19 protein-coding genes are annotated in these 22547 nt (G+C 70.4%); 13 read left to right on the top strand and 6 right to left on the bottom strand.

All coding sequences use genetic code 11. The features are described from left to right. Nucleotides 1–62: 62 nt before the first annotated feature. Nucleotides 63–4256, bottom strand: coding sequence for a lamin tail domain-containing protein (locus tag GH747_RS17485; RefSeq protein WP_149770892.1), 4194 nt, complete (start codon nucleotides 4254–4256; stop codon nucleotides 63–65). A 170-nt stretch (nucleotides 4257–4426) separates the two neighbouring features. On the opposite strand from GH747_RS17485, the gene GH747_RS17480 reads away from it, so the two are divergent. The 10 genes from GH747_RS17480 (at nucleotide 4427) to GH747_RS17435 (ending at nucleotide 13461) form a co-directional block, all read left to right on the top strand. Next, nucleotides 4427–5119, top strand: a complete 693-nt coding sequence (locus GH747_RS17480) for a GOLPH3/VPS74 family protein (RefSeq protein WP_228552973.1) — start codon at nucleotides 4427–4429, stop codon at nucleotides 5117–5119. 228 nt (nucleotides 5120–5347) lie between these two features. After that, nucleotides 5348–5869, top strand: a complete 522-nt coding sequence (locus GH747_RS17475; RefSeq protein WP_149770891.1) for a sunset domain-containing protein — start codon at nucleotides 5348–5350, stop codon at nucleotides 5867–5869. Nucleotides 5870–6006: 137 nt separating this feature from the next. Continuing rightward, on the top strand, nucleotides 6007–6495 hold the full coding sequence (locus GH747_RS17470) for a MarR family winged helix-turn-helix transcriptional regulator (protein WP_228552982.1): 489 nt from the start codon (nucleotides 6007–6009) through the stop codon (nucleotides 6493–6495). Nucleotides 6496–6651: 156 nt separating this feature from the next. Then, the gene (locus GH747_RS17465; protein WP_163695733.1) at nucleotides 6652–7671 is read left to right on the top strand and encodes an ABC transporter substrate-binding protein; all 1020 of its coding nucleotides are present in this window, start codon (nucleotides 6652–6654) and stop codon (nucleotides 7669–7671) included. Continuing rightward, a complete protein-coding gene (locus GH747_RS17460) occupies nucleotides 7668–8552 on the top strand; it encodes an ABC transporter permease (RefSeq protein ID WP_149770888.1) in 885 nt (294 codons plus the stop codon). Before GH747_RS17465 ends, GH747_RS17460 begins: the two co-directional genes overlap by 4 nt. Further along, the gene (locus GH747_RS17455; RefSeq protein WP_149770887.1) at nucleotides 8549–9313 is read left to right on the top strand and encodes an ABC transporter ATP-binding protein; all 765 of its coding nucleotides are present in this window, start codon (nucleotides 8549–8551) and stop codon (nucleotides 9311–9313) included. Before GH747_RS17460 ends, GH747_RS17455 begins: the two co-directional genes overlap by 4 nt. Then, entirely contained in the window at nucleotides 9310–10362 is a 1053-nt protein-coding gene (locus tag GH747_RS17450) for an ABC transporter substrate-binding protein (protein ID WP_149770886.1), read from the top strand. Before GH747_RS17455 ends, GH747_RS17450 begins: the two co-directional genes overlap by 4 nt. Continuing rightward, nucleotides 10359–11351, top strand: coding sequence for an LLM class flavin-dependent oxidoreductase (locus GH747_RS17445; protein WP_149770885.1), 993 nt, complete (start codon nucleotides 10359–10361; stop codon nucleotides 11349–11351). The genes GH747_RS17450 and GH747_RS17445 overlap by 4 nt, the downstream gene beginning before the upstream one ends. Then, a complete protein-coding gene (locus tag GH747_RS17440) occupies nucleotides 11351–12511 on the top strand; it encodes an LLM class flavin-dependent oxidoreductase (RefSeq protein ID WP_205603000.1) in 1161 nt (386 codons plus the stop codon). The genes GH747_RS17445 and GH747_RS17440 overlap by 1 nt, the downstream gene beginning before the upstream one ends. Further along, nucleotides 12508–13461 carry an ABC transporter substrate-binding protein gene (locus GH747_RS17435; RefSeq protein WP_149770883.1) on the top strand — a complete coding sequence of 318 codons (954 nt, stop codon included), beginning with the start codon at nucleotides 12508–12510 and terminating at the stop codon, nucleotides 13459–13461. Before GH747_RS17440 ends, GH747_RS17435 begins: the two co-directional genes overlap by 4 nt. A gap of 60 nt (nucleotides 13462–13521) precedes the next feature. Here GH747_RS17435 and GH747_RS17430 read toward each other — a convergent pair whose 3' ends face one another. Both GH747_RS17430 and GH747_RS17425 read right to left on the bottom strand, forming a co-directional pair. Continuing rightward, nucleotides 13522–14751 carry a Fic family protein gene (locus GH747_RS17430; RefSeq protein WP_149770882.1) on the bottom strand — a complete coding sequence of 410 codons (1230 nt, stop codon included), beginning with the start codon at nucleotides 14749–14751 and terminating at the stop codon, nucleotides 13522–13524. A 27-nt stretch (nucleotides 14752–14778) separates the two neighbouring features. Further along, nucleotides 14779–16659, bottom strand: a complete 1881-nt coding sequence (locus tag GH747_RS17425; RefSeq protein WP_228552981.1) for a sulfatase — start codon at nucleotides 16657–16659, stop codon at nucleotides 14779–14781. A 353-nt stretch (nucleotides 16660–17012) separates the two neighbouring features. Here GH747_RS17425 and GH747_RS17420 point away from each other — a divergent pair, with 353 nt between their 5' ends. Continuing rightward, complete coding sequence (locus GH747_RS17420) at nucleotides 17013–18500, top strand: hypothetical protein (protein ID WP_149770881.1); 1488 nt, start codon at nucleotides 17013–17015, stop codon at nucleotides 18498–18500. 22 nt (nucleotides 18501–18522) lie between these two features. Here GH747_RS17420 and GH747_RS17415 read toward each other — a convergent pair whose 3' ends face one another. Both GH747_RS17415 and GH747_RS17410 read right to left on the bottom strand, forming a co-directional pair. After that, complete coding sequence (locus GH747_RS17415; RefSeq protein ID WP_163695730.1) at nucleotides 18523–19620, bottom strand: NAD(P)H-binding protein; 1098 nt, start codon at nucleotides 19618–19620, stop codon at nucleotides 18523–18525. 33 nt (nucleotides 19621–19653) lie between these two features. Then, nucleotides 19654–20562: a serine/threonine-protein kinase gene (locus GH747_RS17410; RefSeq protein WP_149770879.1), complete on the bottom strand. Its 909-nt coding sequence runs from the start codon at nucleotides 20560–20562 to the stop codon at nucleotides 19654–19656. A gap of 19 nt (nucleotides 20563–20581) precedes the next feature. Between GH747_RS17410 and GH747_RS17405 the strand changes: the two genes are divergently transcribed. Next, nucleotides 20582–21139: an RNA polymerase sigma factor gene (locus GH747_RS17405; protein ID WP_149770878.1), complete on the top strand. Its 558-nt coding sequence runs from the start codon at nucleotides 20582–20584 to the stop codon at nucleotides 21137–21139. A gap of 94 nt (nucleotides 21140–21233) precedes the next feature. After that, nucleotides 21234–21923 (top strand): hypothetical protein, encoded by a 690-nt coding sequence (locus GH747_RS17400; RefSeq protein WP_149770877.1) that lies wholly within the window; start codon nucleotides 21234–21236, stop codon nucleotides 21921–21923. Nucleotides 21924–21930: 7 nt separating this feature from the next. On the opposite strand, the gene GH747_RS17395 is transcribed toward GH747_RS17400, so the two are convergent. Beyond that, nucleotides 21931–22503: a GNAT family N-acetyltransferase gene (locus GH747_RS17395; RefSeq protein ID WP_149770876.1), complete on the bottom strand. Its 573-nt coding sequence runs from the start codon at nucleotides 22501–22503 to the stop codon at nucleotides 21931–21933. Nucleotides 22504–22547: the final 44 nt, after the last annotated feature.

Genomic DNA, 22547 nt, shown 5'->3' with positions numbered 1-22547 from the left:
GGCGCGGCCCGCCCCAGGTGCGATCCCTGGGACGGGCCGCGCGGCGCATCACCCTGCGTGGGTCACCGCACGCGCAGCGTACGGGTCGGCGCCGCGTCCGCGGAGATGCCTGCCGTGCCGCGGTAGGCGACCGCGACCTTGTAGCGGCCCTTCGGCAGCTTCGGCAGCCGCACCGTCACCGCACCGTTCCGCACGGTGGCGTTGACGACCCGCGTCCACCCGGCACGCCGTACGGTCACGCGCACCGGACCCGAGGCCACCGGACCGTTCGTCCGGACTGTCACGGCGACCTTCGCCCGCTGCTTGCGCGTCACCGTCGGCTTCACGAGCCGCGCCTGCGCGGTCGCGGTCGCCTTCACGACGGTCGCCCGCACCGGCATCGAGATCGATGCAGCGTACGCCGCCGCGTCCGCGGGCACGTACTCCGCCGTCAGCGTGTGCGCGCCCACGGCGAGGTTCGCGGGGAGCCTCAGCGTCGCCTGACCGGTGGCGGTCACCGCCGCCCGACCGACCTCGCGCGTGCCGGACCGGAACACGACGCGACCCGCCACCGGGTCCGACGTCTCCTGATCCTTGACCGAGGCGGTGAGCTGGACCCGCTTGGCCGCCACAGCGCCGTACACCTGCCGCGCCGGCGCCGCCTGCAGCGTCGTTGCGGTCGCTGCCGCACCGGGCTCTGCCGCCGAGTCGACCTCGAGCGGTGTCGAGGTGACCGTCCGCTCGCTGTCGTCGGTGACCGTCGCGTACCAGGACGTGCCCACCATCGGCGTACCCAGCGCGAACGTCGCCGAGCTGCCGGCCGCGACTTCCGCCGTACCTGCCGACGTGGACGCCGTCGTCACGCCCCACTGCGCCGTGGCCAGCTTCTTGCGCACGAGCAGATCGACCTTCGCGACGAACTCGTCGTCGACCGCCTTGTAGCGGCCGTCCTGGTAGTCGTTCGCCGGCGTGCCGCGCATGCCCGGCTCGTCGTACTTGTAGGCCTCGAAGGACTCCAGCGTCGGCGAGTATGCGTTGACCGCCATCAGCTCGGCGTCGACGTCGAACTGCAGCAGTCGCTGGAAGCCGGTGTCGCGGTCGAGCGTGTCGGCGCGACCGGCCGGCTGCGTGGAGCGGTACCCCTGGTAGTCGGCCAGCATCTGCACGACCGTACGACCGGTCTCGCCGACGTTGCGCACGGCCACCGTGTCGGCGGCGAGGTCGATGGCGTCGACCTGCTCCCCTGTCACCGGGTCGCCGTACTTCGTCGCCACGCCGTGGTAGTGCCCGCCGAGCACGAGGAAGATGTTGTCGCTCGGCGCCACCAGGTCGCGCCAGATGTCCTCCCCGCGAGCGGTGTAGCGGTTGTCGCGGTTCTCGATGTTCTTCTCCGTGTCGAGATAGCTGTGGGTCACCAGCACGACGTTGCGGCTCGGGTACGCCGCCGCGACCTCGCGCGCCCAGTCGATCTGCTCCTGGCTGGGTCGGTACGGCAGCGACAGCGCGACGAAGTCGATCCCGTTCGCCTCGAAGAAGTCGTAGTGCGCGCTGTTGTCGCCCTTCTTCCACGACGCACCGAACCAGCTCTCGGCCTCGTACATGTCCGTCCCGAGGAACTGGTTGAAGCGGTCGTTGTTGCGGCCCCACAGGTTGTCGTGGTTGCCAGGCAGGACGCCGTTGGGGATGTCGGCGTCGTTGAGCAGCTGGTGCACGTCGCGCGCGAACGCGAACTCCTTGTCGGCACGCACCGGGTCGGCGTTGCCGCCGATCCAGTTCTCGATGATGTCGCCGCCGTTGGTCGAGTACGCGATCTTGCGCGCCTCGGCGTTCTGGATCACCCACGTGACCATGCGCCGGAAGACGCCGCGAAACCCCTCGGAGAGGAACTGCGTGTCCGTCATGTGGTTGAGCGCAAGGTCGTAGTCCTCCGGATCCAGGAACTTCTGGTCCGTCACTCCGATCGCGTCGACGGCTCCGCCCTCGGAGCGCGGGCCGTCGATGACGAGGACGTTGGCGGTGCCGTCGACGACCTGATCAGCCGCGATCGTTCCGACCAGCGTGAGGTCGCCGTCGGCGGACGGGTTGCCGGCCGAGACCAGCGTCCACTCCGCCCCGTTCCACGCGTACATCTGGATCTCGTTGCGCTCACGCGTCGAGCCGCTCCAGGTGAACTCCAGCCCCTCGGCGGGCACCTCCGTGACCGGCACGGCGTACCGCTGGAACGGGTACGTGTCGCGGGTGGCCGTCGTCTCGAGGGCGGGCGCGGTCTCGACGCGACGCTCGCCGGTGATCGTGAGCGACTTCGGGATCCTGCGCTGGGTCGATCCGGCGAAGATCCGCGTGCCGTCGGTCTCGAGCGCGATCGACGTGCGCAGATCGACGGACTGCTTGCCACCATCGGCGTCCTCGGTCGTGACGGTCGCGCGGTAGCCGGTGCGCGTCTTCTTGCCCTCGGTCACCGGCGTTCCCGGTGCGCGCGGCGTCTCGATCGTCACCGGATCGGTCTCACCGGCGAGCGGCTTGGCAGGATCCACCCACTCGACGTCGGCCAGGACGCCGGGCGTACGGTCGGCCGTCTTGACGAAGTCCTCCTCGTTGTCGCCGGTCGTGCGCGCACGCTGGTAGGACTCGCCCTTGTCGTTCTTCGTCTCGTTGCGCAGCTCGGAGCCGATGACGCACGGACTGTAGGTCACCGTGTGGTAGACGCCGACCGCGTCGGCCATCGAGCCGTCGGGCGCACGCAGCCACATGCCGTACCCGTCGGTCTCGTTGAGGCCCGTCGCGTACGTCGCGGCGGCCTTCGCGCGGAGCTCGGCGGGTGCGGCGGCCGCGGCGGCGACGTACGTCTGACCGGGCGCCAGCGTGACGTCGCCGAGGTCGGCGACCTGCGTGCCCGCGTTGCCCTTGCCGGTGCCCTCGCAGCGGATGAGCGAGTAGCCGGCGAGGGAGCGATCGGTGGTGCCGAAGTTGGCGAGCTCGACGAACTCGTCGCTGCTCCCGCCGGGCCCGGCGCCGACGATCTCGCTGAAGCGGAGGTCGCCGCGCTGGAACGCGGGCGTCGCGCTCAGCTCGTTGCGCTCGGACGCCTTACCGGGAGTGCGCTCGGCGGCGAGGAAGAAGTCCGTCGCGTTGTCGCCGGTGTCGGCCACGCGGTGCAGGGACTCGTTCTGCAGGTTGTTCGGTTTGACCTTCACGCCGGTGCCTGCGTTGCAGATGCTGTTGCGGTCGGCGTACACGCCGACGCGGTCGACGATCGCCTCGTCGGGGGTCACGACCATCGCGCCGTAGTCGCGCCAGTGCATCCCCGTCGTGTACGTCGCGTTCGGCGTGACGTCGTTCCCGAGCTGCGCCGAGGCGTGGGCGAAGAGGAAGCTGCCGCCGGCCGGGATCGTGGTGCCGGCAGGCAGCCCGCGGTGCTGGACGTACGAGGTGCTGTTCTCGCCGCAGCGGAAGAGCCGCCAGCCCGACACGTCGACGTCGGAGGTGCCGTAGTTGGTGAGCTCGACGTACTGGTTCGCATCGCTCGTCGCGTTGCCGTTCGCGAGCTCGCTGATGCGGATCTGCGTGTCGGCCACCCGTGTCGGGCTCGGCGCGGCGGCGTTGGCGTCGTCCGGCGTACGGGTCGCGACCGCCCAGTCCTGCTCGGGGTCGCCGGTGTTGTTGGCGATGCGCTGGTGGCTCTGGCTGAGGCGGTGGTCGAGCGACCGCTGCAACGAGACGGGGTTCTTGCAGTCGCTGTCGACGCTGTCGGCGTAGAAGCCGACGCGGTCGATGACATGGTGCGCCGGGTCCTCGAGGTAGGCGCCGAACCCGAAGCTGTGGAGCGTCGAGCCAGTCGTGTCGTAGTCGGCGTCGCGCTTCACCACGTCCTTGTGCGTGCTGGTGGCGCTGCCGACGGTGTACTTCTCCCCCGGCTGGAGGACGGTGCCTGCCGGGACGACCTTCTGCGGGCCGTACCCGTCGCCGGTCTGACCGCACCGCAGGATCCGCCAGTCGGAGACGTCGACCGGCTCGGTTCCGAAGTTGCCGATCTCGATGAAGTCGTCGGTGCTCACCCGGTCGGCGTTGGAGTCGACTCCGGCGCCACCGTTCGTGACCTCGGAGATGAGGATCGGCGAAGCGTTCGGATCACCAGGCTCCGCAGCCGGCGCGAACGCCGGGTCCGGCGTCGGGTACGGCGCTGGCTGTGCGTTCGCCGCTGCGGGAACGAGGCCGGCGGTCACCGCCATGGCTGCTCCGGCGACGATCATCACCGCGAGTCTGCGGTCGTGTCTCACGAGGGGCACCTCTCTCAAGTTGTCGGGCGCGCGGACGCGCACCCTCGAGGAGGCTCTCGATGGTGGGTGGAGGTGCGGTGTCGGCTCGGCGGCGGTCAGGTGAACGCTCGCCGAAACCGCCTCACCAGGGGCGTCCTGCCTCGGGAGCAGGGTCCCGGCAGACTGGCAGGGTGAGCCCCGACGATCAGCGCACGCGTCCGACCATCGCCGAAGACCTCATGCTGCTGCTGTTCCAACCTGACTCGGGGACCATCGCGGGCGAGGGCACGCTCTTCTATCCCCTCGCCGGCGCGGTCCTCGCGGACCTCTCGCTAGGCGGCCACGTCACCGCCACGCCTGGGAAGCTGGGGACCCTCCGGCTCGAGGCGGTCAGCGAGGCTCCACCGCAGGACGACATCCTCCGCTCGACCTGGGACTACCTCGCCAGCAAGCCCCGTGGCGTTCAGACCGTCCTGGCAGCGGTCGGCCCGAGTCTTCGCCAGCCAGTGCTCGACCGACTCGTCGCCCGCGGCGACATCCGCCGGCGACGCCGAAAGACTCTCGGCCTCTTCACCTCAACGATCCTCGAGGACGGTGGAACCGGGAGCCGCTCAGCGCTGATCTCGGCGGTGCGGCAGGTTCTCGTCGACGGCGATGAACCGACCGCACGAGTCGCGGCGCTGACGGCGCTGATCTCCGCGACTGGAGCGCTTCCGCAGCTCGACCGCGAGATCCCGTGGACCTCGCCCGTCATTGCCCGCGCCAAGGAGCTCGAGAACGGGAACTGGGGAGCAGGCGCGGCCGCTGAAGCTGTCACCCGCACGGTCGCGGCGACCGTGGTGAACAGCGTCGCCGTTGCCGTGACGACACCACCCAAGACCTGAGGCCCGCACACAGCAGGAAGTTTTCTCGATTCGCTGAGAGCTCGGCGCTGGCGAGGCCAAGATGGTTGGGGGTCGTTGACCCGACCGATGAGGCCAGGCCCGCGTCTCGGGTGATCGCAAGGGCACACCCTCAGGAGTAGTTCTGTGAATCGTTCATTCACCGTCGAGACGCTGGCGACGCGGAGGTCCATCGCAGTCCTCGTCGCCATCGTGGTTGCGCTCGGACTCGTGGCAACCACGGCAGGTCCCGCCGAGGCCGCGCCGCGGCCGCTTGTGAAGATCAAGAAGATCAAGACCAAGACCGCGCCGTACGAAGGCAAGGCTCTCGTCAAGCCGGTGGTCCGAGTCCGCGGCCAGGTGAAGGTGCTCTCCAAGACTCTGACGGTCAAGCGCGGCAAGAAGGTCATCACGCGCAACCGCGCCAAGGTTCGCTTGAATCCGGGTACGTACCGCGTCAAGACCCGGGTCAAGTTCCAGCGCTGGACTGTCGTCGACGGTGTACGCGAGTACTCCACCGTGAAGACGCGGGTCAAGTCGCAGAAGTTGAAGGTCAAGGCTGGTCAGCGACCCAACCGGACCGATCCGATCTCTACGTGGGACTGTCCCTCCTGGGCTCCCATCAAGGGCAACGGCGACAGCATGATCTACCACATGCCGGAGCAGAGCTTCTACGATCGCACGAAGCCCGAAGAGTGCTTCCGAACTGAGGGCGCGGCCGTTGCCGCCGGCTATCGGAAGTCGAAGGTCTGAACGACCCGAGCCAGTCACCGACCGCCAACCTCGCCGTGATCGGAGGTTGGCGGTCGTTCTGCGTCATCGCCGCATATCGTCATGCGATCATGACGATCTGCGCGCCTCTCGCGTCGACGATCCCACTCGAGGTGACCATGCCCGTCAGCAGGACTGACCGCCGCCCGACCATGACGTCCGAGGCGCGCTTCAGCAGTCCCGGCTTCCTGCTGTCGCACATCGGCCGCGTCGCCCAGACCTGGATCACCGAGGCCCTCGCGCCGCTCGACCTGCTCCCCCGCGAGGCCGCCGCCCTCCTCGTCCTCCGCCAGCACGGCGAGCTGGCACAGCAGCGCCTCGGCGAGCTGCTCGACATGGACCCGAACTACCTCGTGTTCGTCACCAAGAAGCTGGAAATGCTCGGCCTCGTCGAACGCACGCGTGACCCCGAGGACGGCCGGCGCCGCCTCGTCTCGATCACCGCTGCGGGCCTCGAGAGACGGGACGCCGCGGACGCCGCGGTCAACGCCGTCGAGGAGCGCCTCGCGACGGGGATCGGAGCCGACGACCTCCGTACGCTCCGCCGCCTGCTGCTCCAGCTCGACGCCAACACCGGCGCCCGCCACCCGGTCATCGACCCGCGGTAGCCGACGCCCTCAGGCGTCGACCGTTCCATTCATCAGGACCTGAACCCTCGCCTTCCCGTCTCGATAATTGATCATGAGTAAATGACTATCTAGTTGATGGACATACTCATCTCACGTGGGTCGATCGACCCGCTGAAAGCCCACCCAGGAGCAGCCATGTCAAACCGTTCGCCACGTCTCCGCCTCCGGCACCTCGCCGCCGCCGTCGCTCTCGCCACCACTGCTGCGACGACCACGGCCTGCGCCGGCGGAGACGCGAACGCCGGGTCGGACGACCAGACCGTGATCAAGCTCGTCGACCCGGGCAACGCCGGTCTTCTCGCGTACGCCAAGAAGACCGGCGTCCTCGACGAGAAGCTCGAGGCTGCGGACGCGCGGGTGGAGTGGGGCGGCTCGTACGGATCGTTCACCGCCACGATCGACGCCGTCCGGTCCGGTGACGTGACCCTCCTCGAGGGCGCCATCTCCCCCGCCATCGGCTACCTCTCCACCAGCAACGACCTCAAGATCTTCGCGGTCGCCGACCGTACGACGGACCCGAAGGCCCCCGTCGGCGACGGCCTCGTCGTCCCCAAGGACAGCTCGGTCACCTCGGTCGACCAGCTCGTCGGCAAGAAGGTCGCCGTGAACAAGGGCGGTCGCGGCGAGTACCTCCTCGGGCTGGCCCTCGACAAGGCGGGCATCGGTCACGACGAGGTCGAGAAGGTCTATCTGAACCCGGTGCAGGCGGCCGGCGCGTTCCAGTCCGGCAAGGTCGACGCCTGGTGGGCGATCGTGCGCGGCTACCCCACTGCTGTCGCAGCCGGAGCCAAGACGATCGTGACCAACAACGACGTCGAGGACAACGACCTCACGATCCTCGCAGCGCGCCAGGAGCTCGTCGACGAGAACCCCGAGGCTCTGAAGATCGTCACGGACACGCTCGCCGAGCTTCAGAAGGAGGCGACCGCCGATCCCGCGAAGTTCCAGAACGTGTTCACCGACTCCGGGCCGACCGCCACCTCCGGGGACGCTCTGGAACGCGACATCGAGGTCGAGCGCTACAGCCTGCCGTTCCCCCCGGTCGAGGACAAGGACCTGGAGAAGATCCAGGTCGTCGCGGACTACTTCCTCGCGCACCAGTTCATCAGCAAGGCTGTGAAGTCCTCCGACGCGGCTGTGCAGCTCGGATCATGACGGCCGCTCTGGATGCGACGCCTCGTACCGACCGCGCCGACGCCGGCGAACCGGCCGATGCGGACAGGACCGCCGTGACGCTCGCCCGTCCACGGTTCCTCGGGAGCCGCAAGCGCAGCCGCACACTGTCGGTGACGCTGCGCTTCGCCGTGCCGATCGCGCTGCTCACCGTGTGGCAGGTCGCGAGCAGCGCAGGCTGGCTCGATCCCCAGATCCTCTCGTCGCCCGGGTCGGTCGTGCAGGCGGCCGAGGAGCTGTGGGAGAGCGGACAGCTCACCGACTTCCTGGCCGCGTCCGGGCGGCGCGCGGCGATCGGGGTGACGCTCGGCGTCGCAGTCGGTCTGGTCCTCGGCATCCTGTCCGGGATCTCCGCACTGGGTGAGGACCTCATCGACCCGACGATGCAGATGTATCGCGCGGTCCCGTTCCTCGCGCTCGTGCCGCTGCTGCTCTCGTGGTTCGGTGTCGGCGAGGGCTTCAAGATCGTGCTCATCGCGGTGTCCGCCGTGGCGCCGATGTACGCCTACACCTACCTCGGTGTCCGCGGCGTGGATCGCAAGGTGGTCGAGGCCGCACGGGGGTACGGCTTGTCGGGTGCACGCCTGGTCGCTCAGGTGATCCTGCCCTCAGCGCTCCCCAACATCCTCATGGCGCTGCGGATCTGCCTCTCGGTCAGCCTCACGGGCTTGATCGCTGCCGAGCAGATCGGGACCACGACAGGGATCGGTTACCTCGTGTCGCTGTCCCAGCAGTACTTCCGCAACGACTACATGGTGCTCTGCATCGTCCTGTACGCGGTGATCGGCGTCCTCATCGATCTCGGGATCCGCGTCGTCGAGCGCCTCGCGATGCCGTGGCGATCGGGGGTGGCCGCACGATGAGCGCGCCCACCACCACCCGTACGACGCCGTCCGCCACGACCGGCCGAGCCGCCGCACGACTGACCGCCGTCAGCAAGGCGTACGGAGACACCCGCGTCCTCGACGCCATCGACCTGACGATCGCGCCCGGCGAGTTCGTGGCCGTACTCGGCCCGAGCGGCACAGGGAAGACGACGCTGCTGCGCCTGCTCAACGGTTTCGAGAAGCCGGACGCGGGCGAGATCCTGGTCCCGCCCCGGGTCACGACGGTCTACCAGGAGCCTCGACTCGTCCCGGCGCACCGGGTGCTGCGCAACGTCCTCCTCGGCCAGCGTCGTACGAAGGGCAACAAGAGCGCCGCACTCGCCGCGCTGACCGAGGTCGGACTCGAGCGGCACGCCCGCTCATGGCCGGCGACGCTCTCCGGAGGCGAGGCTCAGCGTGTGGCGCTGGCGAGGGCGCTCGTACGCGACCCGCAGCTGCTGCTCCTCGACGAGCCGTTCGCGGCGCTCGACGCGCTGACCCGCCTGCGGATGCACGACCTGCTCGACCGGCTCCGCGAGCGCCACCGGCCCGCGATCCTGCTCGTCACCCACGACATCGACGAAGCCATCCGGCTCGCGGACCGGATCGTGATGCTGCGCTCCGGATCGGTGGCGATCGACGTCCGCATCGACGTCGAGCATCCCCGCACCATCACGGACCCGCGCGTCGTGGACCTCCGCGAGCGCCTCCTCGGCGAGCTCGGCATCGACCCCAACCCCACGAAGGAGAACCCATGACCAGCGTCTCCGAACGGACCGACGTGAACCAGCTCTGGTACACGCGGTGCCCCGTCCCGACCGCGAGCGGCCTCGCGTACAACCTCGGGTGGCTCGACGAGGCCTTCACCCCTGCCGGTCTGTCCGTCGGCGTCCTCCAGGACGCTCCGCCGGAGATCGCGCGGCACCACTTCGACCACCAGCTCGTCGGCCTCTTCCGTGAGGGCGGCAACGTGCCGGCGCTCGTCGCGCGCTCCGAAGGCGCCCCGACCCGGCTGATCGGCCTCACCTGGATCGACGAGTGGCAGTCGATCCTGACGCGCCCCGACGCCGGCATCACCAGTCCCGCAGACCTGCGTGGGCGCCGGGTCGCGATCCCGGGCTGGGCCGGCTCGCGCGCGACCAGCTTCCCGCGGGCCATGGCGCTGCACGGCTTCGTCAACGCGCTCGCGCTCGCCGACCTGACCCTGGACGACGTCGACATCGTCGAGGTCGAGTCACGCGTCGAGCGTGCACCGGGCAACGACCCGTCGGCTGCGGCGCCGTGGCCCGGGCTGACGCAGCTCGCCGACGGCCTCGTCGACGCCGTCTATGTGAAGGGCGCGCGCTCTGCAGAGCAGGCACGTGAGCTCGGCGCGGTCGTCGCGATCGACCTCGACGCCACGGCGGAGCGGTCGTCACGCGTCAACAACGGCACGCCCCGGCCCATCACGGTCCACGAGGACCTCCTCGCGGAACGCCCCGAGATCGTCGTCCAGTTCCTGGTCGAGACCCTCCGCGCCTCGCGCTGGGCAGCGACGCACGTCGACGAGCTGCGCGCCATCCTCGGCCGCGAGGTCGGCTCCGGTGCCGACGGCGTCATCGCCGCGTACGGCGAGGACGTCCACCTCTCGCTCACCCCGACCCTCGACGGCGAGCGTCTCGCACTGCTCGACCAGCAGCAGCGCTTCCTGCACGACCACGGCTTCCTCGCGTCGCGGGTGGACGTCGCGTCCTGGGCCGCGCACGAGCCGCTCGCCGAGGCAGCACGCCAGGTCGCCGAGCAGCAGGACGGAGCGTCGGTCCGATGAGCCTCCGAGTCTGGACGACGCTCGCCACCCGCGATGAGCGCGACTGGGGCCACCTCCCGCCGTCTGAGGAGCGCGCGCACGCCTTCCGCGCGGCGGAGGTCGCCGGCCTCGACGGCGTCGTCGCCCCGTACGACCTGGGTGGCGAGGAGTCGACGGTCCTGGTCGGCGACGCGCTCCGCCACACCCGCTGGGTGCACGCGCTGCACGAGTTCCACGTCGCCGCGTTCAACCCGGTGTACGCGGCGAAGGTCGCCGCCTCGTACCAGCGGTTCACCGCCGGGCGTCTCGACTGGGCGCCGCTCGTGACTGCGGCGACCCCGTCGCAGCGGCGGCCGTCGAGCACCGACGCGGCGAGCTGGTACGCCCGGGCCGACGAGTTCCTCACGATCAGCCGCGGTGTGTGGAACCACGAGACGTTCGATCTCGAGGGGACGTACTACCAGGTGAAGGGCGGCGGCTTCCGCGAGGCGCTCGCCGGCCTGCCGTTCCCGCGTGTTCATCTCACCGGCAGCGACGACGACGCCCTCCGGCTGTCCGCCAAGCACGGCGACGTCCACGTGTTCACGACGGCGCACGAGGTGGCCGAGCGCGGGCCCGCGCTGCAGGAGCAGGCGCGCGCCCTCGGACGGGCGGTCGAGCTCGGCATCCGTCTGTCGCTGCTCGTCCGCGAGACCGTCGGCGAGGCCCTGGGCGAGCTCGCCGCGGAGACCGGCGCGAGCCCTGACCTCGTACCACTCCCCTCGGGGGCGTCCTGGTGGGACGGGTTCGCGACCCGCGGGCACTCCTCGCCGGGCGGGCTCGTCGGCTCGTACGCACAGGTTGCCGACGAGCTCGCACGCCTGGCGAGCCAGGGCGTCGGGACGGTGATCCTCGACGTCCGTCCCCGGGTCGAGGAGACGTACCGGATCGGCGAGCACCTCCTCCCCCTCGTACGACCTGCCTCAAGCAGCACCAGCACACCTGACCTCGAGACGACAGGAGTCCGCTGATGGTCGACGTCTACTGGCGCATCGGCACCCACGGCGACCAGCCCTCGGTCCGCCGACCCCACGCGCAGACGCGAGGCGACTGGGCACCGCACGAGCCCGGGAGCATCACCCCGGGCCGGCGTGGCGGGCGCGACGACGGCTACACGTACGTCGACCACATGGCCGACGTCGCGAAGGCCGCCGAGTCCGCAGGGTTCGTCGGCGGGCTGCTGCCGAGCTTCCCGTTCACCGACGACCCGTTCACGACCGCGGCCCTGCTGGCGCGGGAGACGCGCACGTTCCGGTTCATGGTCGCCTACCAGCCAGGGTTCCTCGATCCCGTGCACGCGGCGAGGCTGTCGGCGAGCCTGCAGCGCGCCACCGGCGGCCGCCTCACGTACAACGTGATCACCGGAGGCGGCGGCCCGCAGCAGACGTGGTGGGGTGACACTGTCGCACACGACGACCGGTACGCCCGGACGGCCGAGTTCCTCGACGCGCTCAAGGGAGCGTGGGGCACCGAGCCGTACGACCTGGACGGCCGCTTCTTCGACGTCCGTGGTGCGCACCTCCCGTCGGAGCTCGCCGCGCAGCCCGTGCCCGAGGTCTACTTCTCGGGCTCGTCTCCGGCGGCGATCGAGACGGCCGGCAAGCACGCCGACTACTACCTGTCATGGCTCGAGCCGTTCAGCGCGCTCCCCGACAAGTTCCGCCAGGTGCGTGAGGAGAGCGCCGCCTACGGCCGTACGCCGCGGTTCGCGCTGCGCGTCGAGATCCTCGCCCGTCCCACCGAGGAGGAGGCGTGGGCCGAGATCGAGCGCGCGTGGCCGGCGATCGACACGTCGAAGCTGTCGTTCGACGCGACGGGTGACTCCGTCGGCGCTGCCCGCGCGCGTGGCTTCATCAAGCAACCGGTCACCGGTCCTCGCGACCTCGAGGTCGAGCCGAACGTGTGGGCAGGGTTCCACCTGCTCCGCGGCGGACCGGTCTTCGGGCTCGTCGGCAGCTACGACCAGGTCGCCCAGCGCCTCGACGAGCTCGTCGCCCTCGGCACCGACGCCTTCATCCTCGCCGCGGTCCCCCATCTCGAGGAGGCGTACCGGATCGGCAGCGAAGTCCTCCCCCGCGTCACCTTCGACCGCACGAACTCCCTCACCTCAACCCTCAGGAGCGCCTCATGACCACCCGCGTCGGATTCTTCCCGCACAACAACTCGCTGTTCGTCCTGCGCCACCGCAACCTCCTGGAGCAGAAGCTCGACGACGTGACCTGGGTCGACCTGCGCGAGCTGCCGTCGGGCCCGAAGCCCGGCGTCCGCGAGGGGCTGCCGACCGTCCACGCCGACCACCTGTTCACCGAGGAGGGCTACGACGTGATCGGGACGGGCTTCACGCCTCCGATCACCGGCCTCGGCCAGGGGCACGACCTCGTCTACATCGGCATCTCGCAGCCGCGGGTCGAGAACGGCCGGCTGGTCGCGAAGGCCGGCTCCGGCATCTCGACCGTCGCCGACCTGCGCGGCAAGAAGATCGGCATCGGGCACGGCTCGTGGCAGACGACGCTGCTCCTGTTCGCGCTCGAGCAGGTCGGTCTGGGCTGGGACGACGTCGAGCCGGTGGACGTGGGCGGTGACGCCGCCGACCTCTTCCTCGCCGGTGCGATCGACGCCTGGACCGGGTCGTACCCGGAGCTCTCGCGCGTCGAGCAGGAGACCGAGGTGACGACGCTCGTCGAGACCGACGGACTGTTCAGCCACCCGTCGCTGTGGTTCACGCGGCGCGACTTCGCGGTCGAGCGCACCGACGAGCTCGCCGCCGTGATCGACGCGCTGCAGGAGTCCGACGCGCGGATCGTCGCCGACCCCCGCGAGGCTGCCGAGTTCTTCGTCGCCGACGCGCAGGCGCACGGGCAGCCGGCCAGCGTCGAGGCCTGGGAGCACGCGCTCGCGCACCGTCCGTTCGGCCTCAACCCGGTCGACGACACCTTCCTGGACGAGCAGCAGCACGCCGCCGACCTGCTGTTCGCGAACGGACTCCTGCCGAAGGCCGTCGACGTCCGTACGGCGGTGCTGCCGGAGGTGTCGGCACTCGTCGAGAAGTCGCGCAGCGCGGTCGCCCAGTCCGCAGGCTGAGCCGGAGTCGTACGACCTGCCATCGGGGGCGAGCCATCTCAGCTCGCCCCCGATCGGCACTCACCAGCCGCGACGGCCCACGCGCTCGGCGAACCGGTCCAGCGCGTCGATGACCTCCGGCGCGATCCACACCCGGTTTCGTCGGCCATCGCCTGAGCGCGACAGGATCCCGGCATCCTCCAGCTGCTCGACCGCGCGCTGGGCAGCGGAGAGCGCGACGCCGACGGTGTTCTCGACATAGGCGACGTCGACTGCCGGTTGATTCAGCAGGGACGGCAGGAGGCGTCGAGCAGCCGAGCCTCGACGGGACCCGAGCCGCTCGAGCCACGCGTCGTAGATCCGGTCGAGGTCCTCGACCAGCTGTCTCCCGTTGCCGACGGCACGGAACGATGCGTCGGCGAACTGTCGGACGATCGGCTCGACGTTGCCGGCGCGATAGTCCGTCAGCGCGCGGAAGTATCCGGACGTGTCCGTCAGCAGACCGGCCGACACCGGCACCGTCAACCGCCGCGTGACGTCGGAGCGACGCAGCATCGCGTGGACGAGGGTGCGCCCGACACGCCCGTTCCCGTCGTTGAACGGGTGGATCGTCTCGAACTGAGCGTGCGCGATGGCCACGTGCACCAGGACAGGCAGGTCCGCCCGCTTGACGAAGGCGATCAGGTCGTCGAGATCTGCCGCCACCCGCGAGTGGTGGGGCGGGACGAACGACGCGGTGTGCGGGCTGAGGGCGTTGCTCCCGATCCAGACCTGCTGATCGCGGAGGCGACCGGGTGCGGCGTACTCGTGACCGATCAGCAGCGCCTCGTGGGCCGCGAGGATCGAGCCGACGCTGATGTCGTCGGCCAGCGCGACCGCACGCTGCATCGCGGCGACGTTCGCCGTGACGAGCTGGGCGTTCGGGCCGGACCTCGCGGCGATCGCCGCCATGGCCAACGCTCGAGCTCCCGCGGTGACACCCTCGATCTCCGACGAGGACGCGGACTCGGTCCGCAGCAGCACCGAGGCCAGCGGAGCCAGCTCGGCAGCGGATTCTTCGGCGTCAGCGCGTCGGCCGGCGAGGCCGCCGACCTCCGCGTCGAAGCGCGTGATCTCGCGGACCGCGTCCTCGGCCTCTGCCTGGAGCTCGGCGCCGACCTGCACGGAGACCTCGGCGATGCGGGCCGGGACGGCTGCCTCGTACGGGCCGCGAGCGGACAGGCGCTGACGTCGAGAAGCGGCGCGATCGGGCTCGCGCTCCCACGGGTGGGACTCCCACCCGATCGCGAAACCGCCGTCTCCGTGGTCCATCCTGGCATCTTACACCACTTTATTGCCTTAATGTGGTCTAAAAGGCCGTGCGCGGTGAGCCGTGATCCCGTCGAGCGTGATCGTGCCGTCGTCGAGCCGGACGCTCGCCGCGTACCGGTACGACGCGCGTACGGCCGGGTCGGCGAGGTCGACCGCTCCGCCGACGTCGACGGAGTAGAGGAACTCCCACCCGCTCCCCTGGTCGGCGTAGGCGGTCGCCGACGTGCCGCGGAGCACGAACGCGTACCGAGCGGCAGGACCGGTGAGATCGACCGAGCCGTCGAGGTTCCCCAGTGGCTCGCCACCGGCGGTGATCAGCGCGCCGTCGATGCGCAGGTCCCAACCGACCCGGTGGAGACCGTTGTGGTAGCGGAACAGCAGGTAGTTGCCGGCGTCCTTCGCGAGCCCGACGAAGACGGTGTCCTGGCTCCCGGACTCGGCGAAGGTGCCCGTGTCGAGGACGACGGCCACCTCGTCGGAGCTCGGTGCCACGTCGGAGCGGAAGACGAGATGCGTCATCCGCGCGGCGGTGACCGCGAGCTGCCCGTCCCGCACGGCTACCTCGCCGAAGGCGGCCCCGACCGGCAGGGTCTCCCAGCGCGAGAGGTCGCCGTCGAAGGTCTCCTCGAGCTCGCGGTGCGGGTAGGCCGCACGCGAGGGCGGCGGCGGGAGCACGTCGACGTCGGCCAGGTGGGCGCGCAGGTGCGCCCGCAGGATGCGCTCGGTGACGACCTCCTCCGCGGAGATGTCGGTGGTCTCGCCCGGGTCGCGAGCGAGGTCGTACAGCTCGGTACGCCCGTCACGGAGGTACTGGACGAGCTTGTAGCGGCCGCGGCGTACGGCCGCGTGCGGATGCGTGCTGCCGATGAAGTGCGGGTAGACCCAGAACAACGAGTCGCGATGGACGCGGCCGCGTCCGGTGAGGATCGGCGCGATGCTCACGCCGTCGAAGTCGTTGCCCCGCAGACGTCCACCCGCCAGATCGAGTGCCGTCGGCAGGATGTCGATCGTGCTCGTCGGCGTCGCGTCCCGGCGGCCCGGACGGATCGTGCCTGGCCACGACGCGATCAGCGGGACGCGGATCCCGCCTTCGTACAGCTCGCCCTTGCCTCCGCGCAGCGGCCTGTTGGCGTCGCGGTACGGGCCGCCGTTGTCCGACGTCACGAGCAGCAGGGTGTCGCGAGCGATGCCGAGCTCGACGAGCGTCGCCGCGATCCGGCCGACCTGGTCGTCGACGCTCTCGAGCATCGCCGCGAGCACGGGACGGTTCGGTGAGTCGCCGGCGCCCGGCTTCGCCGCGTACTTCGCCACGAGATCAGGTTTCGCGTCCAGCCTCGTGTGGACCGCGTAGTTCGAGACGTGGAGGAAGAAGGGCTCGTCACGGTGGCGGCCGATGAAGTCGACGGTCTCCTGCGCCAGCCGGTCCGTGAGGTACTCGTCGGGCTCGCGCGCCGGCAGGTCCGGCATGAAGAAGTACGGGTGGAAGTAGTCACCGTCGCCGATGTACTTCTGCTCCGACGCGATGACCTCGTCGAACCCGTGCGCGTACGGGTTGCCGGGGCGGCTGCGGTAGTCGCCGGAGTAGCGCTCGGTCAGGTGCCACTTCCCGATCAGCCCCGTCGTGTAGCCGTACGGTCCGAGCACGTCGGGGACGGTCCGGATGTCAGGCGAGAGGTGCTTGTCGCTGGGTGCCGGCTCGCCGCGGAGGAAGTCGGTGATCCCCGTGCGGGCCGGGTACTGACCGGTGATGAGCGCGGCGCGGGTCGGCGAGCACAGCGGCGCGGCGGCGTACGCGGTGTCGAGCTGCAGGCCCTCGCGTGCGAGCCGGTCGATGTGGGGCGTCTCGTTGAAGGTGTTGCCGTAGCAGCCGAGCTCGTCCCACCCGAGGTCGTCGATCGAGACGACGATGATGTTGGGTCGGCGTCGCCCCGCGGCATCGGCGCGACGGTCAGGGTGAGTGCGGATGCGGCGATGCCCCGCAGGACGGCGCGGCGGGACGGGTCGGTGGCGTGCTCGGGTGCCTCGGTGGTGGGCATGAGGGTACGGAGTGCCTTTCGCCTGGTGAGCTCGGTGACGGTCGCAAGCCGTTCGAGGCTAACGACATCCACCGGGTGCCGGGAGACTCCTGATCAGGGTGAGTGGAAGTCTCGGAGTGACTGTGGACAACCGCTCCGCGCGACCCTCGCGACGTGCGAGGGTAGTCGCTCCCCTGGGAAAGGCGGTGACGACCGATGCACCGGTTCGGCGGTGGTGTCGTTCTCGTGCCTGCCCGTGTCTGGGACGCCTACCGCGATCAGAGCCTGGTTCGCAAGCCCGGCGACGACATCGTCGTGAGCCACGTCCGGGCTCGGGTCGGCGGCAGCCACATCGAGTCCGTCGCACGCGTTCAGATCGACGACTCCCATCGCGCGCTGGCGATCCCCTCGCCCCTCGAGGCGGGACAGCGACCTCCCGACCCGCGGGCGGTCTTCGTCGGGACCGCGCCGATGCAGGCCGGACCCCTCGGCCAGGACGTGCTCACGGCGACCGGCCTGCCGCCAGAGGAGCTCCGTACCGTCTTCGGCCAGCCGCTCACCGACCCGGTCGCGGTGATCGATCTCGTCGGCGGCCCCGTGTCGGTGATCGAACGCTGGTGGAACGCCGACCTGCCGTCGTTGGCCGTGCTCGTGTGCGCCGAGGACACGGCCTCGCCCGTCGTCGCGGCCGCGCGAGCACTGGTCCCCTCGGCGGCCCGCTCGGTCATCCCCGTGCTGGTGATCCCCGACCGCGTCCGCGACGCCGTTCAGGCCGTGGTGGGGCCGCGCGGGCTCACGCTCCCTCGTCCGGGGTCCGCCGTCGTCGCCGCCACGGCAGCGGAGAGGACGGCACGCCCGATCGTCACGTTCACGCCCGGTCGGACCAACCCTCGCGCCGCAGCGCTGACCGTCGCCACGGCCGCCCGCGAGGTGGGCACGATCATCCAGGAGGCGCTCGCCGCCCATGGGGCTGCGCCGGGGGTCGACCAGGACGCCGAAGCCGAGTCCGCGGCCGACGTCGCGCTGGTCGCAGAGCTGGGCCGCGAGCGTGGCCGGATCGCCGCGCTCGAGGGCGATCTCCGCAAGGCGCGGCGCCGCATCCGCGAGCTGGAGCACGAGCGGAGTGCGGGGTCTCGAGCCCCGAGCGACGGCGTACGACCGCCGGCGGAGAAGGCGGCGGCAGCGCCGGCCGTCGTGCCACGGCCTGAGCCCGACCCGCAGCCACCCATCGCCGATCGGGAGTTCGCGACCTTCGCCGAGCTGCTGTCAGCGGCGGGCGACGAGCTGACCCACGTCGTGCTCGCCGACGATCTCGCCGACCGCGCCGGCGCCCTGGACGGCTATCCGAAGGCCGCACGATGGCGACGACGGACCTGGGCGGCGCTCGCGATCCTCGACCAGTACGCCGCAGCGAAGGCGGACGGCCGGACCCGTGCCGCGAACCTGCGCACGTACGTGGCCGACCGCCCCCACGAGCTCCTCAGCGAGAGGCACGTCGCCACCGGCGAGACCTCGTACACCCAGCGAGACCGCGAGCTGCGAGGCATCCGGACGTTCGCGGTGCCCGTGGAGGTCGCCTCCGAAGGACGCGCGTTCTACGGGACGCACATCCGGATCCAGCTCGGCGGCGGGCGTCCGAACCCACGCATGTACTTCTACGACGACACCAGTGGGCCGACCGGCAAGGTCTACGTCGGGCACCTCGGCGACCACCTGCGCAGCCGCCGAGCGTGAGGCCGACCGGCCTTGCGGTGACTCAGATGTCGGTCGGCATCACGGCGGTGCCGTTCTTCATGCGGTCACGGAAGCTGCCCGTCGGGAACTCCCGGTCCTTGAGCTTGTCCATGAACCCGGCCAGCGTGCGCGTGCCGTACGCGGGTGCGACGTGGTCGACGACCGACCAGTACTTCGCGGCCTCGAGGTAGTAGGCGACCGGCGCGACCTTCTTGCTGAGCTTGCCGATGCGGACGAGGCGGGCGATCTTCTTGTCCCACGTGGCCATCGGCACGACGTCCCACTGCGGCTCGCGGCCCGTGATGTCGAACATCATCTGGCCGGCGTCCTTGAGGGTGACGACGTTCTCGGGGACCCACGGACCACCGACGGGCAGGACGCGACCGAACGCGTCGGCCGACAGCACCTGGTTGGTGATGAACTCGGCGAGGTCCTCGCGTGCGATCGGGTTGACCACGTTGTACTCGCCGTGGTCGAAGATGCGGTACGGCAGGCCGTTCTTGACGTCGCCGAACGTCATCGAGAGGTACGGGTAGTACGCGGTCGGCCGGATGATCGTCCACGGCAGCGCGCCGTGGTGCTGGCCGATGAGCTCACCCTCGACCTGCAGCTTATAGACCTGCGGGATCAGCTCGGGCCGGTATGCGCCGAAGTCGCTGATGTGGATGAACTGCTGGACGTCGTGCGCGACGGCCGAACGGATGCCGTTGATGACGGCGTCGTAGTCGACGGCCTTGCACTCGTCGGCGTCGTTGGGGCGGCGCCCGCTGAGCAGGGAGATGACCACCGCCGTCGGGGCCAGCGCCACGGCGTTCTCGACGTCCGCCGCGCGTGTCGGGTCGCCGACCACGATCTCCGCGTCGGCGAACACGGCATCGTCCTTGACGGCCGCGTCGCGCGCCAGCACCGCAGGCTTGTATCCGCGCTTGGCCAGCTCCGGCACCAGTGCCCGGCCGATGTAGCCGGTGCCGCCGAGCACCAGGACCCGCTCGCCGTTGCCGCTGCCGGTCGGACCGGTCGCGTACGTGGTGGAGGCGCTGGAGAGCAGGCGCGCGCGCAGCTCGCGGCTGTGCTGCTGGGCGGAGGCTGCGTCGAGGTTGGTGATCGTGCTGTAGGCCATGGCGCAGATCATATATCGTATTGAGTCGACGGGCTAGCGAAGTGCGAAGTACGTGATCGTGAACAGGCTCAAGAAGAGCCCGACGCAGATCACCAGCACGAGCAGCGGCGAGACCTCCCGCCGTACGCTCGCCGGCTGGTCGTCTGCCAACCGCTCGAGCTCGTTCGCAAGCTGTGCGGCGGTCGCGGGACGCTTGCTCGGATCCCAGCTCAGCGCGCGCAGCATCAGCCGGTCCAGCGCCGCGGGTTGGCCGAGGGAGGCCGCCAACGGTGCCGGTCGGGTGCCGGCACGACGGGCCAGCACCGCTGCCGGGCTGGTGTCGCCGAACGCGGGACGCCCGGCGAGCAGGTGGTACGTGACCGCGGCGACCGCATAGACGTCAGCGCGGGCATCGAACCCGTCGCTCTGGTGGACCTGCTCCGGCGCCATGTAGAGCGGGGTGCCGGTCGTGACCGTGAGACCGGATGCCTCGGCAAGCACCTTGGCGCTGCCCAGGTCCGAGACGACGAGGCGCGGAGGCGTCGTACGATCGTCGACGAGCAGGTTGCTCGGCTTCACGTCGCGGTGGACGACCCCGGCCTCGTGGAGCACGTGCAGCGCGCGTGCCGTGGCGGCGCCGTACGCGAGGGACTCCCCCGTGCTCAGGCCGCCCATCCGGTCGGCGAGCGTGCCACCACGGACGTGCTCCATCACGAAGAACGGCCGGTCGTCCTCGCTCACACCGATGTCGAACACCCGGACGACGCGCGGGTCGTCCACCCGACGCAGCAGGCGTGCCTCGGCCAGGAACCGCTCGCGTACGTCGGCGTTGGTCGCCCAGTTGTCGGCCAGCACCTTCACCGCCACCTCGGTCTCGAGGTCGGGATCCTCGCCGAGCCACACCGTGGCGAACGCGCCGGAGCCGAGAACACGCACGAGGCGGTAGCGCCCGAGCCGCTTCATGGGGCCAAGATAGTGGCCCATGAGCTCCCTCTCCCCCGGCTGGGCGCCGGACGACCTGGTCGCGCGGGCTCGCTCAGGTGACGCCGACGCGCTCGAGGAGCTGCTCGCGATCGTCCGGCCCGCAGTCGTACGACGCTGCTCCCGCTTCCTCCCTCACACCGAAGACGCCGAGGACGCAACGCAGGACGCGCTCGTCGCGATCGCACAGAACATCACGGGCTACACGGGGACGGGGTCGTTCGAGGGCTGGGTGACAGTCATCGCCTCCAACAGCGCGCGGATGACCTACCGGCGGCTGCGTCGACGCGCGAGCGACAGCGGCGTACCGGACCTGCCCGAGGCCGCTGACCCGCGGACGACGAGTGTGATCGCGGGGACGCGGCTGGACCTCATGGAGGCGCTCGACCAGCTCGAGCGGAGCAAGCCGCAGGTCGTGGAGGCGTTCGTGCTGCGCGACCTCGGCTCGCTGCCGTACGCCGAGATCGCCGAGATCACGGGCACGTCCGTCGGCACCGTACGCGACCGCATCCACGCGGCTCGCACCTTCATGCGGGCGGCGCTCCGCGCGACGTCGTGAAGTTTCCTGCTGTGGCCGCCAACGAAAGCGCGGGCGCGTGCATCAGAAGGAGTGAACGGGTGCACGCAGCACCTCACCGGCAGGAGGAACGACCATGAGGCTCGACCACGCGATCATCGCGGGCGCCACAGCGGCTCTCACCGGCTTCGGCGGCGCGGTCGCCGTCGTCCAGGTCAGCAACGACACGGGGTCGCACGCTGACGGGCCCTCGACGGCGAGCCCGACATCGTCCGCGCCGACCGCACCGACCACGCCGACTGCAGCATCAACGAGCACAGCCGAGGGACTCAGCGCGAAGAACCTCGTCAGCACCCCCGTCTACTTCGACATCACCGGGCACCACTTCACGCGCAAGAAGCGGGTTCCGTGGCTGGTTCTCGGTCCGTGCACGGGCGACCTCCAGATGGGCGACGTCGTCGCCGACGACGTGACACGCATCGACGGGCGGCTCGTCGGGGGTGGTGACAGGCACGTCACCGAGCAGCTCGCGGAGACCGACAGCCCGGAGCTCGCCGCCGAGGCCGCGGACTCGATCGTGACGCTGGTCGAGGAGTGCGACGCGATCCAGGGTGGCGACTTCGGGTACGGCGACCCGGTCCTCGTGTCGTCCGAGCCGCACCACATGGTCTGGTACTTCCCGGCCTTCGACTCCGATCAGGTCGCCGGGGGCTACGTCGTGTTCAACGTCGGCACGCGTGTCGGCGTGGTCGAGGTCAACGACGCGGTCGGCGACGATGCGGTCGCCCAGCTCGCCACGCAGGCGGCACGGATCGCCGGGGAGTGACGCGGCCTCACAGATCCCGGCGCACGAGGACCCGTGGGAAGCGGTTCAGGACCGAGTCCGTGTCTGCCACCTTCTCGAAGCCCGCGCGCTCGAACATCGCGAGCGTGCCGACGTACGCCATCGTCAGGTCGACCTTGGCGCCGCGGTTGTCGACCGGGTACGCCTCGATCGCGGGCGCGCCGTGTGAACGCGCGAAGTCCACGGCACCTTCGATGAGCGGCTGCACGATGCCCTGCCCGCGATGTCCCGGCCGCACCCGCACGCACCACAGCGACCACACGTCGAGATCGTCGACGTGCGGGATCCTGCGGTTGCGGGCGAAGCTCGTGTCGGCACGCGGGTGCACCGCCGCCCATCCGACGACCTCGTCACCGTCGTACGCGAGGACACCCGGCGGCGGGTCCTGGCGGACGAGCTCCCGCACGCGCTCACCGCGCTCAGGGCCGACGAGCTCGCGGTTCTCCTTCGACGTCGTGAGGCGATAGCTGAGGCACCAGCACACGTTGGCATCCGGGCGCTTCGGCCCGACCATGGTCGCGACGTCCTCGTACGACGTGGCCGGCCGCACCGTGATGCTCATGGGCGTCGAGCCTAGTGCGGCGCGCCAGATCCTGTCGCATGTGC

Source organism: Mumia xiangluensis, assembly GCF_010994095.1.
Lineage (GTDB): Bacteria > Actinomycetota > Actinomycetes > Propionibacteriales > Nocardioidaceae > Mumia > Mumia xiangluensis.
Note: the sequence above shows the minus strand (reverse complement) of the source record. Positions and strands in the feature narration are given on the sequence as shown.

What these genes read in the sequence shown, in the direction of transcription:
- GH747_RS17470 (WP_228552982.1), top strand. Translation starts at nt 6,007, where the DNA reads ATGCCCGTCAGCAGGACTGACCGCCGCCCGACCATGACGTCCGAGGCG.
- GH747_RS17465 (WP_163695733.1), top strand. Translation starts at nt 6,652, where the DNA reads ATGTCAAACCGTTCGCCACGTCTCCGCCTCCGGCACCTCGCCGCCGCC.
- GH747_RS17460 (WP_149770888.1), top strand. Translation starts at nt 7,668, where the DNA reads ATGACGGCCGCTCTGGATGCGACGCCTCGTACCGACCGCGCCGACGCC.
- GH747_RS17455 (WP_149770887.1), top strand. Translation starts at nt 8,549, where the DNA reads ATGAGCGCGCCCACCACCACCCGTACGACGCCGTCCGCCACGACCGGC.
- GH747_RS17450 (WP_149770886.1), top strand. Translation starts at nt 9,310, where the DNA reads ATGACCAGCGTCTCCGAACGGACCGACGTGAACCAGCTCTGGTACACG.
- GH747_RS17445 (WP_149770885.1), top strand. Translation starts at nt 10,359, where the DNA reads ATGAGCCTCCGAGTCTGGACGACGCTCGCCACCCGCGATGAGCGCGAC.
- GH747_RS17440 (WP_205603000.1), top strand. Translation starts at nt 11,351, where the DNA reads ATGGTCGACGTCTACTGGCGCATCGGCACCCACGGCGACCAGCCCTCG.
- GH747_RS17435 (WP_149770883.1), top strand. Translation starts at nt 12,508, where the DNA reads ATGACCACCCGCGTCGGATTCTTCCCGCACAACAACTCGCTGTTCGTC.
- GH747_RS17430 (WP_149770882.1), bottom strand. Translation starts at nt 14,751, where the DNA reads ATGGACCACGGAGACGGCGGTTTCGCGATCGGGTGGGAGTCCCACCCG.
- GH747_RS17415 (WP_163695730.1), bottom strand. Translation starts at nt 19,620, where the DNA reads ATGGCCTACAGCACGATCACCAACCTCGACGCAGCCTCCGCCCAGCAG.
- GH747_RS17410 (WP_149770879.1), bottom strand. Translation starts at nt 20,562, where the DNA reads ATGAAGCGGCTCGGGCGCTACCGCCTCGTGCGTGTTCTCGGCTCCGGC.
- GH747_RS17405 (WP_149770878.1), top strand. Translation starts at nt 20,582, where the DNA reads ATGAGCTCCCTCTCCCCCGGCTGGGCGCCGGACGACCTGGTCGCGCGG.
- GH747_RS17400 (WP_149770877.1), top strand. Translation starts at nt 21,234, where the DNA reads ATGAGGCTCGACCACGCGATCATCGCGGGCGCCACAGCGGCTCTCACC.
- GH747_RS17395 (WP_149770876.1), bottom strand. Translation starts at nt 22,503, where the DNA reads ATGAGCATCACGGTGCGGCCGGCCACGTCGTACGAGGACGTCGCGACC.